This window comes from Paenibacillus ferrarius, from assembly GCF_002027705.1.
GTDB lineage: Bacteria > Bacillota > Bacilli > Paenibacillales > NBRC-103111 > Paenibacillus_E > Paenibacillus_E ferrarius.
Map to the genome: position 1 here is coordinate 15776 of NZ_MBTG01000073.1, position 17357 is coordinate 33132.

Below are 17357 nucleotides of genomic sequence, written 5' to 3' on the forward strand. Positions count from 1 at the left end.
CAGGGTCTTCTCCGCTTTACTTCCTAGGAGGGAATGTCGATGGCCGAGACCACACTGTCCAAAAAAACAAAGAAAAAGCAAAAAATTGATCCGGAAATCGGCGTCGGTTTAAGTTGGAAGACGATCAAAAATCAAAAGCAATTAATTCTGATGTCGTTTCCCATCATGATTTATATTCTGATCTTTAATTATGTACCGATTTGGGGTTGGTTGATGGCGTTCCAAAATTATCGTCCGGCTTTGAAATTTTCCCAACAGCAGTGGGTAGGGCTGAAGCAGTTTAAATTTCTGGTTCAAGATGATACGTTCTTGACAGTGCTTCGCAACACGCTTGCCATGAGTATGATCAATTTAGTTCTTGGCTTTGCAACAGCCATTATTTTAGCTCTTTTACTAAATGAAATTAAAGTTCGTTTTTGGAAACGGTCCATCCAAACGATTTCTTATCTGCCTCATTTTCTGTCATGGATCATTGCTGCGGGTATTGTAGCGACTTCGCTATCAGTTGACGATGGTATCATCAATCAGTTGTTGATGAAGCTGCACCTCATTAACGAACCTGTGATGTGGCTGAGTCAAGGTAAATATTTTTGGGGGATTGTGGGCTTGTCTAATGTATGGAAAGAGGTGGGATGGAACACCATCATTTACCTTGCAGCTATCACCTCGATTGATCCGTCGCTGTATGAGTCTGCTGGGATCGACGGTGCAAACCGTTATCAGAAGATCCTGTACGTCACGCTGCCTGGAATCAAATCGACATTTATCATTCTATTAATCATGAACATCGGACATATTCTGGATGCAGGCTTTGAAATTCAGTATCTGCTCGGCAATGGATTGATCGTCGACTGGTCGCAAACCATTGATATTTTCGTTCTAAAATACGGTATTGCTTTGGGCAACTATTCGCTGGCAACTGCGGCAGGTATTTTCAAAACAGTTGTAAGCATAGTCCTTATTCTGATTGCAAATTCTACCGCCAAGCGCCTTGGTGAAGAGCGGTTGATATAAAGGAGAGAAGACGATGGGAACAATGACTGCGCGCAGAATTCGGATGGAGCCGATTCTGTTCCATACGATTAACGGCATCTTCATGCTCGTTCTTTCGATAGTGACACTTTATCCTTTCCTTCACACATTAACCATTTCATTCAATGAGGGCAATGATGCGCTTCGTGGAGGCATCTACATATGGCCACGTTCATGGTCGCTGCAAAATTATAAGGCAATTTTCCTTTCAGGTACGATCTACCATGCGGCATGGATATCTGTGGCTCGTACTATCACAACTACCGTATTAGGTGTATTTCTTACAACCATGCTAGCCTACACACTGGCGCAGCCCCAATATATTTTCCGCAAAATAATTGGTTTAATTTTTGTGTTGACGATGTATTTTAATGCAGGATTAATTCCTAACTATTTTCTGATCAAGAGCCTGGGACTTTTGAATAACTTCTGGGTGTATGTGCTCCCAGGAATGGTGAATGCATTTAATCTCATTGTCATTCGGACGTATATTCGAACGCTTCCATCAGGCTTGGTTGAGTCTGCGAAAATGGACGGAGCCGGTGATTTCACCATATTTTTGAGGATTATCTTCCCATTGTGTACGCCAGTACTAGCGACCATTTCCTTGTTTATTGCGGTTGGATCTTGGAATACCTGGTTCGATACGTTCTTGTATGCTTCGTCTGATTTGAAGCTGAGTACACTTCAGTACGAAATGATGAAGCTGCTTGGATCAACGATGAGCAGCAACAACGATCCCGGTCTGATGGCAGGGGCAAACACAAATCAAACGAAGGCCATGGTTACGCCTTCTTCTATACGTGCTGCGATTACGATTGTGGCAGCGGTTCCTATTCTATTCGTTTATCCTTTCCTGCAAAGGTATTTTATCGTCGGCATGAACCTTGGAAGTGTCAAAGAGTAAGAAGGAATGAACCATGATGATAATCATTTTCCGTTTCAGCTCGGAGCTGGGACGGTTTTTGCTTTATTTAAACGCATCATATCCTTTATAATAGCCATATCGACTCCCTGAAATGAGGTGTTTCCCATGTTAAGGGTCATGTTTGCTGATGACGAGCCCTACATGCTAGAGGGACTGCGGTTAATGATTGATTGGCATAAGTTAGGCTTTGAAGTGTGCGGGGAAGCGTTGGATGGCGAAGACGCATTAGCCATGATGGCGTCGACACGGCCTCATTTGGTGCTGACGGATGTACGAATGCCTGTCATAGATGGATTGAAACTGATTGAACTAGCTGCCACTCTACACCCTGAGGCGAAATTTATTATCTTGAGTGGATACGCAGATTTCGAATACGCCAAAAGAGCTATGCGTCATGGTGTGGCTAATTATTTGATGAAACCTTTAAATGAAGGGGAGCTTGTTGCTGCAGTGGAAGCGGTCGCAAATACGATTCAGGCGCGTGAAACTCACAATCAGTACGAAAGTGCTGCCTTGGATCGCTTACGATTGGAAACGATTTCAAAACTGATGCAGGGAGAAATCGGGCAGAAATGGATGGATCAGGCGAACGCCTTGTTGAATCTTCATGAAAGTTCCAGCATTCGCTGCATCTTACTTGAACCTGACGTCCAGGCTCAGGTCCAATTGAATCTGAAGCAGGTTATTGAGGATATGATCAAGCTTCCTCAAGCGACATTGTTTCCATTTGGCGTTGGCAAAGAACGACAGGGTTTCTTGCTGGTCTCGGGGCCAGAGGAGCCTGATCTTGCTCCCGCAATAATGATAGAGTTAGTTGCTAGTGTCCGAAATAACTGGGGCAGTTCGCTCTCGTTTTCAGTAAGCGGCGAACACAAGGGACCGCATGCGTTAAAAGAAGCATTCCGTGAGGGACTTTTGGCCGAAATGTGCAAGTTCCCTTCTGGAACTGAAGGGGTTTACTTCTATCAAGGAGAGTGGTCAGCGGAGCTGCCTGCCTTTGTTGGAATGACGGAATCCATCCTAGCTGCCGTCGGGAGTGGGTGCCCAGAAACGGTACGAGCCCACGTGCACCACCTATTTATCACTCTTTCGAGGCAGTCCGTCTCCGGATCTTGGGTGAGCGCTTATTTAGGCAACATTAAGCTTGAAATTCTTAAGGTTGTTACCCAATCTGGAGGTGAAGATGTGTTGGCGCCGAATTGGTTTGCTTCATATGTGCCAACAGATCTGGGTCTCTTGGAACGCAAGGTCATGCGGGAATTCCTGCAAGCTGCAGAGTGGATTGGCCAGAAGAAAGGCATAGGGCAAGATCCTGTCATATCTGCTGCGGAAGACTACGTCAAATCGCATTACAGCGAAAAGCTGCAACTCCAGCATGTTGCAGAACATTTTCGGCTGAATCCGGCTTACTTTGGCCAGAGGTTCAAGAAACAAGTCAGCCTCACATTCAATGAATACTTACATGTCGTACGAATTGACGAGGCCAAAAAATTACTTCGTCGTGAAGAACTGAAAATATCTGATGTCGCCGTTCGTGTCGGCTACTCGGATTCCGAACAGTTCGTAACCAAGTTCAAGGCGCTTACCGGCCTGTTACCCTCTGCCTACAAAAAGGGCTAATCTACGACTGACAAGGAGAACGAATATGCGCCGGAGATGGAATCTGTTACGTATAGTTAATGATATTCCGCTGAAATTCAAGTTTTTGATCATTTACTTGATGTGTGTGCTGCTTCCCATTTTGTCTATAAACAGTCTATTTTACTTGCAGGATAGCAGGAATACGGAACGTAGAGTGATGGACAACTTGCGAATTTCCTTGGATCGAGTCGGCAATGAAATCATGCAAATGGTGAACGAAGGTGTAGTGATCGGCAACGCCGTATCCGCTGACCGCGTCTTTAATGAAATGCTTGAATATAAGTACTCGGATAATGCCGCTTATTACGAAGAATACGATAGTTACCTCCGAGATAAATTGGGACAGTATCCTAATATTTATCCCTACATCTCTTGGATTGGCGTCTATACCTCTAACCCAACGCTATCCAATGGTGGAAGTTACTTTATGCTTAAGTCCAGTGATCTGCAGAGTGAATGGTATCAAAAGATGAATGTAAACAAAGATAAGGTGACAGTGACCTCGTATTTGGATACGAATCCCATGAATCCCGAGGAGAAAATGGTGTATGTCAGCATCATTCGGAAGCTGGACAATTTCCCTGACCTCATGAAGTTTCCCAAATATTTACGCATCGATATTCGGATGGATAAGCTGCTGGAGCTGTTTGATAAAGAACACAAGTATTTGCTAATTAAGCTGATAGATGAGGAAAATCGGCTTGTTCTGGAATCAGCAGGTACATATAAAGGCGTAGAACCTTTGCTGCAGACCCTGCCTGTATCTGGCGATAATCAGCTAGTAGGCTTACCAGTGAAGAGCTTCGTCCGTCCTCTCGGAACGGCCAGTTACGTGCTTAACTGGCGGCTAGTCGGGATTCCAGAGGGAAGCCAAATGGCGGAGGGGAGAAAAGGAATTATCCATTTTTTCACATGGTTGACTCTCATCTCTACGATTATTCCGACGATATTGATTTATATCATTATGCATTCCTTTAATTTCCGGGTCAGAAAGCTCTCCAAACATATGCAATTGGTGAAAAACGAGCGGTTTGAGCCCATCACGATGTATGAAGGGAAAGATGAGATCGGCAATCTTCTTCGCAGCTTTAATCTGATGACGGAGAAAATCCGTGATTTAATTAACGACGTTTACAAGCTCGAATTTCAAAAAAAAGATTTGGAGCTGGAACGTGTACAGGCAGAGTTGAACTATTTGCAAAGCCAGGTAGACCCTCATTTCCTGTTCAATACGTTAAACGCGATTCTCGTCGTCTGTAAGAAATATCGCTATGAGCATGTGACGGAAATCATACAAAACTTGTCCCAAATTCTGAGAAGGCTGCTAAGCTGGAAAGAGGACCTGGTAACTGTAGAAGAAGAGTTAAGCTTTACCGAAATGTACCTCCAAATCGAGAAGTTCCGATTCCAAGATCGGTTTCATTATGAATTGTCCATTGACGAATCTGTTCTGTCGTATCGAATCCCGAAGATGAGTATTCAATCGCTCGTTGAGAACTCCTGCAAGCATGGGCTTCAATCAGTTAAAGGGAATCGCAGGATTCGAATATCTGTACAGAAAGCAGGAATGAACTTGCTCATGAAGGTCGAAGATAATGGAATCGGTATGAACAGTGCGAAGCTGGATGAGATTGTTCAGAGTCTATTTAAGGGAGAAGACAACGGCAAGAACATTGGACTTCGCAATGTGTACCGCCGCTTAAATCTGTTTTACGCAGAACGTTCTTTGTTCCATATTGAAAGTATCCCCTTCGAGAAGACAAGCGTTACCATACAAATCCCTCTGAGTTTAATCAAGATCCAGGAGGAGGCCCGTGGACATGTATAAGGTTATTTTTGCTGATGACGAGCCTTTCGCCTTGGAAGGAATAAAGCTTATGGTCGAGTGGGAAGAGCTTGGTTTTGAAGTTGTGGGAATGTGCGAGAATGGCGAAGAAGCATTGGCCCGTATTGAAGAGTGCAAGCCCGATCTCGTGGTAACAGATATTCGGATGCCGGTGATTGACGGATTAGAATTGATTGAAAGGGTGCAAAAGGCAGGCAGTGATCCGGTATTCATTATTCTAAGCGGGTACAACGATTTCGAATATGCTCGATCTGCCCTGAGGTATGGGGTTAAGCATTATTTGCTTAAACCGGCTTTAGATAGAGAATGGGATGCTGTCATTCAACTAGTTATTCAGGAGCTGCAGCACAGAGAAGAGCAAAAGGTGCGAAATAACCTTGTTGCTAATCGTCTTGTACCGACTTTGCTTGCTCAGATGCTTCGGGGGGAAATTTCGGCAGCAGACGGGAACGTGGGGGAGATACTAGATCCCTTGGCACAAGGAGATCAAGGCTGGAGGTATATTCATGTCGAATGGCTTGATAGCCCAGAACAGGAGCTGGATGCCCGTTACTTCCTTTCGCGGAAAGCTTATGCAATTGACTTGTTTGGGAGTCAGGACGGCCTTGTCATGGAGTCTTTCCCCGAGATCGAGAAATGGGCTCAACAAGTATACGAAGACCTGCGCGAGCAAGGTATCGAATGCTGCTTGTCGATAGGTCCGCGGGTGGACTCCCTTCGTCATATTGCAGATTCGTATGCAGGTTCTTTAGAGACTTCGGTGCATCATTTCTTTCATGTATCCGGTGGTCCCCTCGATTACGAAACGATCCATCACAAGCACATCAACTACGATCTCAATGCGGTTTCTATCGTAGACGACATTCACATTGCGATTGAGGCGCTTCAGGAGAAACGAGTTGGGGAGCTGATTAAACAAATGTTTGTGAGGATATCTGATAATAAAACGGCTCGGGAGGTCGTCCATTTGTTGGTCATCCGCATTATTCTGAAGAGCGCAGCCGTCATGCGGGAGATGGGCATCGATTCAGAAGAGCTGCCTCGTATTCGCGATTTTTTGAGAAAGGAGCATCGGTGCTTAAGAGAAGTAGAAGAATCCCTGCAGGTTTATATGCAGCATTATTTGAGCCAGTTGAAGCAGCATAAAGACAAATTCTCGGGCCATCCCCTTCGGGTCATTGAGCGTTATATTCAAGAACATTATCGGGAAACGTTAACAATTAAAGAGATCGGAGAAAGGTTCTTCATGAACCCGGTTTACTTAGGCCAAGCGTTCATGAAGCGGTGCGGCGTAGGCATGATTGAGTATATTCATGACCTGCGCATTCATGAGGCGAAGCGAATGCTGTGTGAATCGGATGCAACGATTCGCGTGATCTCGGAGCAGATTGGATATGCTAACTATCATCATTTCCTCAAAGAGTTTGAGAAACGTGTATCCGACAAGCCAGCCGTGTATAGACAATTATGCAAAACCTAACAGAATATGGGGGAGAGATCTTTAATCTGTGAATGGTAAGTGCATTCAGATTCTATATCATATAACATAGAAGGCCTGTTTAAACAGGGGATGATGAGGAGGTTTGCCAATATCTATGAACAACAAGGTACCGAACTTGCACGAGGCTTATAATGGGATATTCAGAATCGGGGCTGCTGTTAGCACGAAGACCATCCGATCCGAGGGGGACTTCATCGCTCTTCATTACAACAGCATTACCGCGGAGAACCAGATGAAGTTCGAGGAGATCCATCCAGAGGAAGAGCGATATACGTTTGAGGCGGCGGATGAAATAATGGATTTCGCCTTGCAGAACGGAATTGCCGTTCGGGGGCATACGATGGTCTGGCATAATCAAACCTCCGATTGGGTGTTTGAAGGCCCTTCTGGCGGTCCTGCCGACAAAGAATTGGTTCTGTTGCGGATGCAGGAGCATATCCGTACGGTTGCCAGTCGTTATAAGGGCAAGGTTTATGCGTGGGACGTGGTTAATGAAGCAATCGAAGACAAGGCGGACTTGGTGATGCGAAGTACCAAATGGCTGGATATTCTCGGGGAGGATTATATCCGCCATGCCTTCGAGGCAGCACATGAAGCCGATCCGAATGCGCTTCTATTCTATAACGACTACAACGAGACAGAGCCAGTCAAACGAGATAAGATTTATAATCTCGTCCGTTCATTGAAGGAGAAGGGGGTTCCTATCCACGGGATCGGCATGCAGGGACATTGGAATATCTATGGTCCTTCCTTGGATGAAATACGGCAAGCGATCGAGCTTTACGCATCCCTCGATCTGGAGCTTCACATCACTGAGCTAGATCTTTCCATGTTTCAATTTGAGGACAAGCGGACCGATCTGTTGGTACCCACTGAGCAGATGGTGGACCTGCAGGTGCAGCGGTACGAGGATATCTTCAGGCTATTTAAGGAATATCGAGAAGTCATTACGTCGGTAACTTTCTGGGGAGCGGCTGACAACTATACTTGGTTGGACAACTTCCCAGTTCGCGGCAGAAAGAACTGGCCGTTCCTATTCGATGGGGAATTACAGCCTAAAAAAGCATTCTGGCGCGTAATCGGATAAACAAACTGAGTTGGCAATTGAGAAGGTCGCTGTGGAGGATTTATAAAGGGTTATTTTAAGGTTGTTCATCCTGTATAACTCAGGAGGCTTCGCTGATTGCGGGCCTTTTTTACGTTGCTTCGTGTGCAGATCCTCCCTCTAATAACGGGGAGAGCAAAAATAGTCAAGAGAAACAATTCCAGGATTATGGGAGAAAGCGTATAAGTTTATTTCTGAAAACAATGCAGATAAAATTGTAGGAGTGTGCCTCCCCCCAAGAAGTAACCATTACTTTTATACCTGTGGAATTGAGATAGAGGCTGTCGATTACGACACAGTTGAAAAAGGAATGACTTTACATACCTTTCCCAAACAAAAATATGTTGTATTCAAACATTTTGGTCCTTCTAATGAAATTCCATATACTTATGGGGAGCTATGGAAGGTATTTGACAGGGGAGGTTATAAAATAAAAGTAGGAATGCCTGAAATTGAAATCGTAAAATCTAATATGTTTGGAAAAGAAGAAACTGCTGAATATGAGATGGAAATTTGGTTACCTGTGCAATAAGTAGATACTTGGGTATCATTTCTTCCAATTTTCTACAAAATGATCTACCGCTGCCTGCTCAATTGCCAGCCCTTCCGTGTAACGCTCCATAAACAAGGCAAAGCCATCCACATCTGCGCTGTCAGGATAAACCTCTTGTCCTTCTGCATCATTGAACACTTTAGTGGTAAGGAAATCTGCCAAGCCCTCGTCCTGCTCCTTATTAACCATATAGGATGCCAAAATTGCCATCCCCCATGCGCCGCCCTCACCAGCCGTAGATATGACCGAAACAGGAACATTCAGTGCTGCGGCACACATTTTTTGACCGACTAGCGGCGTTTTGAACAATCCGCCATGCGCCAAAATACGGTTAATCGTCACCTGCTCCTTCTGTGTCAAAATATCCATCCCGAGCCTTAGTGCAGCAAACGCGGTAAACAGATGTACTCTCATAAAGTTAGCCAGATTGAAGCGGCTTTCTGGAGAACGAACGAACAGCGGACGACCTTTTGAAAGCCCGGTAATGTTCTCACCTGAATAGTAGCCGTAGCTCAGCAAGCCGCCGCCATCAGCGTCTGCTTCCAGCGCTTTGTTGAACAGGACGCTGAATAACTGGTTCATATCGGGTTTCAGCCCCATTGCTTCATAACATTCGCGGAACAAGCCTACCCATGCATTAATATCACTGGAGCAGTTATTAGCAAGAACCATGCCGACAGGGCTGCCATCAGGTGTAGTCACGATGTCAATCTCAGGGTACACGGATATATCTTTATCCAGTACAATCATGGCAAAAATCGACGTACCTACGGAAATGTTGCCGGTACCCTTTTTGACACTATTCGTAGCGACCATTCCTGTTCCGGCATCGCCTTCTGGAGGGCATAGTGGAATACCTGCTTGCAGGCTGCCTGATGGATCTAATAGTCGGGCACCAGCTTCATTGAGATATCCAGCATGTTCACCAGCGGTATACACATTAGGTAAAATATCTTTAAGATTCCACGGGTAGTCTTTATCGGCAATTAGTTCGGCAAACTGATTGATCATATCTTCACTATATTGCTGAGTAGATTTATCGATTGGGAACATACCGGAGGCATCCCCCATCCCAAGAGCTTTGCTGCCGCTCAACAGCCAATGAATGTAACCCGACAAGGTTGTAATATAACCTATGTTAGTGACATGCTCTTCATCGTTTAAAATCGCTTGATACAAATGTGCTATGCTCCAGCGTTGAGGAATTTTAAATTGGAATTTCTCGGTTAGCTCCGATGCAGCAGTACCCGTTGTGGCATTGCGCCATGTACGGAACGGAACCAACAGCTCCCCTGCTTGATCAAGTGCAATATAGCCCTGCATCATGGCAGAACATCCGATTGATCCGATTTTTTGCAATGTTATGCCATAATTATTCTCAATCTCTTGCTGTAATTGGTGATAGGTTTCTTGCAACCCGTTAATCACTTCATTGAGATCGTAGGTCCAATAACCGTCGATCAATTGATTTTCCCACTCATAGCTGCTGGAACTGATTGTTTCAAAATTGTAATCAATCAGTACAGCCTTGATTCGTGTGGATCCAAATTCGATGCCAAGCGAGGTTTCTCCCCTGATTATCGCATGTTTAATAGTTTGATCCATGATGGCTATACTCCTCCTTTAAAATGTACGAGTATAAGTTTTGGTTATCATGGTGTGATGATAGCACTCGTAACTTAGTTTGTCAATTAAATGAACTAAGTTAATGTATATGTATCAACTCCTGTATTTTACCATATCATGGTACAATATTTCTAATCTGAAGATTATTAAGGAGTGTGAAAAATGTGAGTATTATTTTAAGTAAAGTAGGAGCCATTTTTATTCCAGTAAGTAATATTAGTGAGGCAAGGGAATGGTATTGTTCTATTCTTGGACTGGAGCCTATGTTTGATATTATTGCGGGACATCTTTGTTGTATACCTTTGGATAATAATGGATTAAACCTTGTTTTAGACAGCAAAATTCACCATGGGGATTCATACTTTAGAACTCCTATCGTCCATTTTAACACTGATGATATACATATGGCTTACCAATTCATGAAAGACCGTAAAGTTGAACTTGTTACCGATATAGAGAATGGGCATTGGTTCAATTTTAAAGATCCAGATGGAAATATGTTGATGATTTGCAAATGCTAGAGCCAATGGTTGTTGCAGCAAATGACATAAATACTGCATGTCGTGAGTAATATACTTGATAAAATCAGCGGTTAATTGCATACGAAAAGGAAAGGGCAGGTCGAATGCATTCATTCGTCTGCTTTCTTTCCCCATGGTCCTACTTGTCGGGAAATGTGAACGCACGCAAGATTAAGGTGCTATTTTAGGCAAGTTGTTCTAAAACGTTATCACGCATCTTTATTAAAGGGGGGATAGATCTTTAATCTATTTATTTTGTAATCGCATACAAGGTCTCATAATAAAGTAACAAGACAAAATGAACAACCAAAAAAATAAAATAGAGGAGCACATGTATGCACAATTTACCGAAACCTCATCACCCGCTTGTCACCCATATCTTTACTGCTGATCCTTCGGCACACGTATTTGAGGGGAAAATTTACATCTACCCGTCACACGATCTTGATCATGACGGCCCCGATAATGACAATGGGGATCAATATGCAATGGAAGATTATCATGTTCTATCCATGGATGGCTTCGAGTCCCCCGTTATCGACCATGGCCAGGTCCTTCATCTAAAAGATATTCCCTGGGCTTCCAAACAACTCTGGGCTCCTGATGCTGCTTTTAAGGCCGGAACCTATTTCTTGTACTTTCCTGCCCGGGATCATGATGGGATTTTTCGAATCGGTGTGGCGACAAGCACTTCGCCGGCTGGTCCTTTTCTTCCTCAACCGTCTTATATCGAGGAAAGCTTCAGTATCGATCCAGCCGTGCTTGTTGATGACGACAATCGGGCTTACATTTATTTCGGCGGTCTTTGGGGCGGGCAATTGGAAAAATGGCAGACCAGTACTTTCGAGCCGGAAGCGGTGGGACCTGCGGCGGAGGCGCCTGCGATTGGTCCTCGGGTCGCTCTGCTGAGCGAGGACATGCTGTCATTTCAAACCGCTCCTCTAGAAATTTCGATTGTTGACGAAAACGGCAGCCCCATTCTCGCTGGAGACGAGGATAGGCGCTATTTTGAAGGACCGTGGGTACACAAATATAACGGATGGTACTACTTGTCCTACTCCACGGGCACCACCCATAAATTAGTATACGCCGTCAGCCGGAATCCGTTGGGACCGTATACCTTCAAGGGCACGATCTTAACTCCGGTTATGGGCTGGACAACGCATCACTCCATTGTCCAGTTCGAAGACAAATGGTACTTATTTTACCACGACAGTTCTTTATCCGAAGGCGTTAACCACAAGCGCTGCGTCAAATATACGGAGTTACACTATAACGAAGATGGAACGATTCGGACGATCAATCCTTATTAACGAGAAAAATTTGGCCTTGGCTCTTAAAAACTGCGGGCGGGACATCTTGTTCTCCGCCTGCAATTGGGGAGCCGACAACGTACTATCTAAGTTGTAGAATGAATGAGATTGGAATAAATTTGTAAGCGATTGCAAAATGAGGAGGATGCTTGTGAGACAAAATTTTAATGTATGGATGGTCATCGTTCTGCTGTTCGGGATGATCGCTCCCCATCTGCTAGTACCTTTGATGGCATCTGCTGCTGCTAGTAATACGATTGTTTTGTCCCAAAGTTTTGAAGACGACCAAACTGGCGGTTGGGTTAAGGTATCCTGGATGGGGGACGGAACGATTGCCGTAACATCGGCAACAGCCTCCGAAGGCTCCAAATCTTTGGCAATGACGAACCGTGCTGCGAGGAACAGCAGCCCGTTTCTGGATTTGACTTCGTATACGCAAGCCGGCCATACGTACGATTTATCACTGAAGCTTAAAGTCGGAGCAGGAACTGATAGTTTCCATATTGCTTCCAATGTCGAAGCCGACTCGCTAAGCAACAAATATCCTTGGTTGGTGGAGAATAAATCGGTTAGCTCCACCGATTGGACCACCTTTGAACGGAAGGGATACGAGCTTCCGGGCGATACGAAGGCGTTCAAAATATGGGTGGAGTCGGATCCAGCTTCCACCACTACAGAGGACCTTTATATCGATGAAGTGAAGTTAACGGACGTCACGCCAGCTGCAGCAACGGATTCGGGAGTTGTTGACCCAACTGGAATTCAATCCTCCTTTGAGGAAGGGCAAGGAAATTGGGTACGCCGAAACGGCTCCGGCAATATCGATATATCGACGGCTGACAATCACACCACAGGCGGCACCAAGAGCTTGCTGACCACGGTATCAGAGCAATATGACGGACCTTTGTTGAACGTCCTTGGTAAGATGTCCAAGGGTTACAAGTACAATTTGTCCGCATGGGTAAAAATGGCTTCGGGGCAGTCTCCCACTATATTGCGACTCTCTGTACAGAGCGGTGACAGTTCTTATGCCAATGTTTCGTCCAACGTGACGGTAACATCCGACGCTTGGGTAAAGTTGACCGGCACATTTACATTAACAAGCACTCCGACTGTTTTGAATGCATACGTAGAAGTAGCCAACCCGTATAGCGATGCAAGATCTTTTTATTTGGACGATTTCGAATTGTCCTATTCGGGTCAAGTATCCGGACCGAAGCCGATTCAAACGGACATTGATCCTTTGAAGGACATCTATGCGGACAACTTCAAAATTGGTGCTGCCATAACGGGAGATCAGCTTTCTTCCGATGTTCACAACCTTCTGGATTATCACTATAGCTCCATCGTCGCCGAGAACGCCACAAAGCCAGGCTCTCTGGAACCGGCAGAAGGGCAATGGAACTGGGCGGAAGCAGACAAAATCGCACAATATGCCAAGGCTCACACTATGAATTTCCGGCTGCATACCCTTGCTTGGCATTCGCAGGCTGCGGAATGGATGTTTAAGGATGCCCAGGGTCAGCCGCTTGCAGCTACGGCGGAGAATAAACAGTTGGTGCTTGACCGTCTGACGACTTATATCCAAACCGTGGCGCGTCACTTCGGTGCTATAGCCGTGCCGATCGATGCCATCGACGTCGTAAACGAAGTCATTGACCCTGGGCAGCCAGACGGCATGCGGAAGAGCGAGTGGTATAGGTTGACTGGCTTGGACTTCATCCGGACAGCCTTCAGAGTTGCTCGTCAAGAGCTGCCGAACGCAAAACTGTATATCAACGATTACAGTACGCAGGATCCGGTCAAACGCGATTACTTGTTTAATCTGGTGACGAAGCTGAAAGGCGAAGGAGTTCCGATTGACGGCGTGGGCCACCAAACGCACATTAGCATTGGCGGTCCCTCTATCGATCAAATTTCCGAATCCATCCGGAAATTCGGAGAAGCCGGATTTGACAATCAGATAACGGAGCTTGACGTTTCAGTATATACGGACAATTCCACCAGCTTTGATGACTCCATGCTTGTGAAACAAGGCTACCGTTACAAGCAATTGTTCCAAGAGCTGGTGAGGCTGGACAATGAGGGGAAAAAAGCTAATACGAACACTCCGGCTTATAATCCTGACGGATGGATCAGCAATGTTACGATATGGGGGATTGCAGACGATCATACTTGGCTCGACAACATCAATAATATAACCCGTAAAGATGCTCCTCTTCCGTTCGATGTGCAGTATCAAGCCAAATATGCTTATTGGGGAATGATTGAGGCAGTAAAGACGCTGTCGCCTACCCATCTTCCTATAACTGCTCGAACAGCACTTACAGCTCAAGGCACACCTGTGAATGCCTCGGACTCGGTTTGGAATACCATTCAGACCATAAAGACTCAACAGTCAGGTACACTGCAGGCTCAGGTGAAAACCTTGTGGGATGAACATAATCTCTATGCCCGCGTAGCGGTCAAAGACATTACCAAAACCACAACGGATAAAATCGAGCTCTTCGTGGATGACAATGGAATCAAGAAATATACGTTCGCACGAAATGATGCTCAAATTACGGAAGGTTCTGACGGTTATGTGCTGCAAGCATCTATCCCGTTGGCCGGTACCTTAGGCAAGCAAGTCAAGTTTGATGTAAGAGTGACCGACATGGGGATTAATGACGGTACGGAGCATGGCAGCAACGGTACTATCGTTTCCTGGAGCGATCCTCGGAACGTCCAGGGCAACGATAGCCTCGGTTACGGGGTCTTGACTTATATCGATGCTACCAAAACGGCAAAATCTTTTTATGGCACCCCTGCTATCGACGGCGAAATGGACAGCATGTGGGCAGACGCTCCGGTTAATACGACCGATGTAATGATAGAGCAACATAACAATGCAATCGCTAAAGCGCAATTCCGTACGATGTGGGATGAGCATAACCTTTATGTCTATGCTGTTGTGTACGACAGCGTATTGAACGATGCTAACGTCAACGCATGGGAGCAGGATTCAGTGGAAATTTTCGTTGACCAGAACAACGGAAAATCGGAGAACTACCAAGATGACGATGGCCAATACCGAATCAACTTCAAGAACGTAAAGACTGTCGGCGGCCATGCATCACAAAACAACTATACATCAGCCACCAAAAGAATTGACGGAGGCTACGTCGTGGAAGCAGCAATCTCACTGGATTCGATCACTCCTACTCCAGGAACCATGATCGGATTCGACCTCCAAGTCAACAATGCTCAGGACAGTGGAAGCCGGGACAGCGTCTTTTCTTGGAATGACCCGACAGGTCAATCCTATCAGAACACCTCGAGATTCGGTGTTCTGACGCTTCAGCCAAAGCCTGCACCCCCTCAGAACGACACGCCCCCGGCCTCTACACCGGAGGAGTCCATGAAAGGTGAGGAGCACAAGGGCGGCAAAGTGGAACAGAATGGAGCGACCATTGATCGGGTTCCGGCCTTGATCGATATTCAAGGACACTGGGCCGAAGCAGGGATCCAAGAACTTGTAAAAGCAGGAGTGATCGACGGCTACCCGGACGGCACATTCCAGCCTGATTCAACCCTAACAAGATCCGAGTTCGTAGCCATGATCGTCAAAGCTTTTCACCTGAAGGCAACAGGCGGAGCTGGGTTCTCCGATACCGGTAGCCACTGGGCAAAGGATGCTATTGAAATAGCATCCGCACTGGGGATTGTAGTCGGCTATGAGGACGGAACTTTCGGCCCGGATGACAACATCACCCGGGAACAAATGGCCGTAATCCTTGCACGTGCAGCCCACCTGGCTGCGGCCAGCGGCAGTCTGGATTATAAGGACAGGAGTGACATCTCCACGTGGTCCCAAGGACCACTTACGGCTTTGACTGCCAAGGGTGTGCTGAACGGCTATGAAGACGGTACGCTGAAGCCGAAGGCTTTTTGCACCCGCGCAGAAGCGGTGGTTAGTATTATTAGGATTTTGGGATGGGGTTAACTGGGAACAAGTATATATATCTTAAGGGGGACTAATGAGCCATGAGCAGCATGAATGTGACGGCAGTGCCTGCCGAATATTTTAGGTCAGCTAATGAGGGGCTTCAAGGTACGATTCAAGAGGTTTCCTATAAGGTAAGCAACTATATTCATTTGACTCGGCAGCTTGTAACAAATCGGATCATCGATAGCAGTGAAGCAGGAAGAGAAACCGTTGCGGGAGATGCTATATTGAAGAAATGCAACGTCTACTTGCCTGCCGCTTATGACCCAAACGACAATTCTGTCAGATACAATGTATTGTATTTGCTTCATGGCGTAGGCGGAGATCAATCTGAATGGTTAAGCAGCAACGGTAAAGCAGAAGGACAATTTATCATTTGCAATCTAATTGACAATCTCATAGCAAACGGTGATATCGATCCGTTGATTGTCGTATTTCCCAACGGAAGAAGCGCGTATGACTGGACAGATACTTCCTTCAATCCTGAAGGAACCAATATGCTAGGATTCTATTATTTTGATTATGAGCTGAGATACGATCTGATTCCATTCATAGAATCGAATTACCAAACCGCAGCAGATATAACGGAAACATCACAAGAGGGCATCATATATAACCGTACGCGCAGAGCAATCGCTGGGCTCTCTATGGGGGGAATGCAAGCCCTGAATCTGATCCTCGGCGGTTACCGGCATGATTCGACGCGAATCACTCGCACGGAGAGTCCTTGGAACAATGGGTTGGATAAGACTGTGCTCGCACCAGGTATGATAGATTTGTTCGCTTATGTCGGAGCTTTTTCAAACGCTCCTACGTCGAGTGATGGCAAAACGCTTGGAGTCAGTCTTGCGTCTTGCGTTCATAATCTTCATTTGCTATATACCACCTGCGGCGATGCGGACAGAGTAGCAATTGGCAGCTGTATAGAATCGATAGATGGGCTTATCAACCAATCGGAGAATCATCTTAATTATTTTTATCAAATTCTGATTAAGGATGGTCATCATGATTTCCATGTTTGGAATAACGGTGCTTACAATTTTAGTCGATTGATATTCAGAAATTGTGATGATCATGTAAGGTCCCATGTTGTGATGAAAACACTGTAATGAGTATTGCAGAGCAACACGTACAGATTCTTCGTTTGTAAGTAAGTTAAAAATAAGGGGGGTTATTCTTTAATTTGTTAAATGGTTATGTATGCGCTTACGTTCTATAATTTACTTAGAGAGGAGGTAATTTACAAAGGGTAATACTCAAGTAGTATGGAGGTACGTTGTGACAAAATATTCTAGGAGGTAGA

Annotated in this window: 12 protein-coding genes; 11 read left to right on the forward strand and 1 reads right to left on the reverse strand. The window is 45.5% G+C overall.

All coding sequences use genetic code 11. From position 1 onward, the window contains the following. Window positions 1–39: 39 nt before the first annotated feature. The 7 genes from BC351_RS40285 (at window position 40) to BC351_RS40315 (ending at window position 8585) form a co-directional block, all read left to right on the forward strand. Window positions 40–1014 (forward strand): ABC transporter permease, encoded by a 975-nt coding sequence (locus BC351_RS40285; protein WP_079421321.1) that lies wholly within the window; start codon window positions 40–42, stop codon window positions 1012–1014. Window positions 1015–1036: 22 nt separating this feature from the next. Continuing rightward, the gene (locus tag BC351_RS40290) at window positions 1037–1939 is read left to right on the forward strand and encodes a carbohydrate ABC transporter permease (RefSeq protein WP_144028711.1); all 903 of its coding nucleotides are present in this window, start codon (window positions 1037–1039) and stop codon (window positions 1937–1939) included. A gap of 126 nt (window positions 1940–2065) precedes the next feature. After that, on the forward strand, window positions 2066–3580 hold the full coding sequence (locus tag BC351_RS40295; protein WP_079421323.1) for a response regulator transcription factor: 1515 nt from the start codon (window positions 2066–2068) through the stop codon (window positions 3578–3580). Window positions 3581–3605: 25 nt separating this feature from the next. Next, entirely contained in the window at window positions 3606–5429 is a 1824-nt protein-coding gene (locus BC351_RS40300; RefSeq protein WP_079421324.1) for a sensor histidine kinase, read from the forward strand. After that, window positions 5422–6927, forward strand: coding sequence for a response regulator transcription factor (locus BC351_RS40305; protein WP_079421325.1), 1506 nt, complete (start codon window positions 5422–5424; stop codon window positions 6925–6927). The genes BC351_RS40300 and BC351_RS40305 overlap by 8 nt, the downstream gene beginning before the upstream one ends. A gap of 115 nt (window positions 6928–7042) precedes the next feature. Continuing rightward, complete coding sequence (locus tag BC351_RS40310; protein ID WP_079421326.1) at window positions 7043–8035, forward strand: endo-1,4-beta-xylanase; 993 nt, start codon at window positions 7043–7045, stop codon at window positions 8033–8035. Window positions 8036–8210: 175 nt separating this feature from the next. Continuing rightward, complete coding sequence (locus tag BC351_RS40315; RefSeq protein WP_079421327.1) at window positions 8211–8585, forward strand: GyrI-like domain-containing protein; 375 nt, start codon at window positions 8211–8213, stop codon at window positions 8583–8585. 15 nt (window positions 8586–8600) lie between these two features. On the opposite strand, the gene BC351_RS40320 is transcribed toward BC351_RS40315, so the two are convergent. Continuing rightward, window positions 8601–10211 carry a xylulokinase gene (locus tag BC351_RS40320; RefSeq protein WP_079421328.1) on the reverse strand — a complete coding sequence of 537 codons (1611 nt, stop codon included), beginning with the start codon at window positions 10209–10211 and terminating at the stop codon, window positions 8601–8603. Window positions 10212–10396: 185 nt separating this feature from the next. Here BC351_RS40320 and BC351_RS40325 point away from each other — a divergent pair, with 185 nt between their 5' ends. The 4 genes from BC351_RS40325 to BC351_RS40340 all read left to right on the forward strand — a co-directional run bounded on the left by BC351_RS40325 (window position 10397) and on the right by BC351_RS40340 (window position 17163). After that, complete coding sequence (locus BC351_RS40325) at window positions 10397–10753, forward strand: VOC family protein (RefSeq protein ID WP_079421329.1); 357 nt, start codon at window positions 10397–10399, stop codon at window positions 10751–10753. A 335-nt stretch (window positions 10754–11088) separates the two neighbouring features. Further along, window positions 11089–12066 carry a glycoside hydrolase family 43 protein gene (locus BC351_RS40330; RefSeq protein ID WP_079421330.1) on the forward strand — a complete coding sequence of 326 codons (978 nt, stop codon included), beginning with the start codon at window positions 11089–11091 and terminating at the stop codon, window positions 12064–12066. A gap of 151 nt (window positions 12067–12217) precedes the next feature. Continuing rightward, the gene (locus tag BC351_RS40335; RefSeq protein WP_158082395.1) at window positions 12218–16051 is read left to right on the forward strand and encodes an endo-1,4-beta-xylanase; all 3834 of its coding nucleotides are present in this window, start codon (window positions 12218–12220) and stop codon (window positions 16049–16051) included. A gap of 41 nt (window positions 16052–16092) precedes the next feature. Continuing rightward, a complete protein-coding gene (locus BC351_RS40340; protein ID WP_079421332.1) occupies window positions 16093–17163 on the forward strand; it encodes an alpha/beta hydrolase in 1071 nt (356 codons plus the stop codon). Window positions 17164–17357 lie beyond the last annotated feature (194 nt).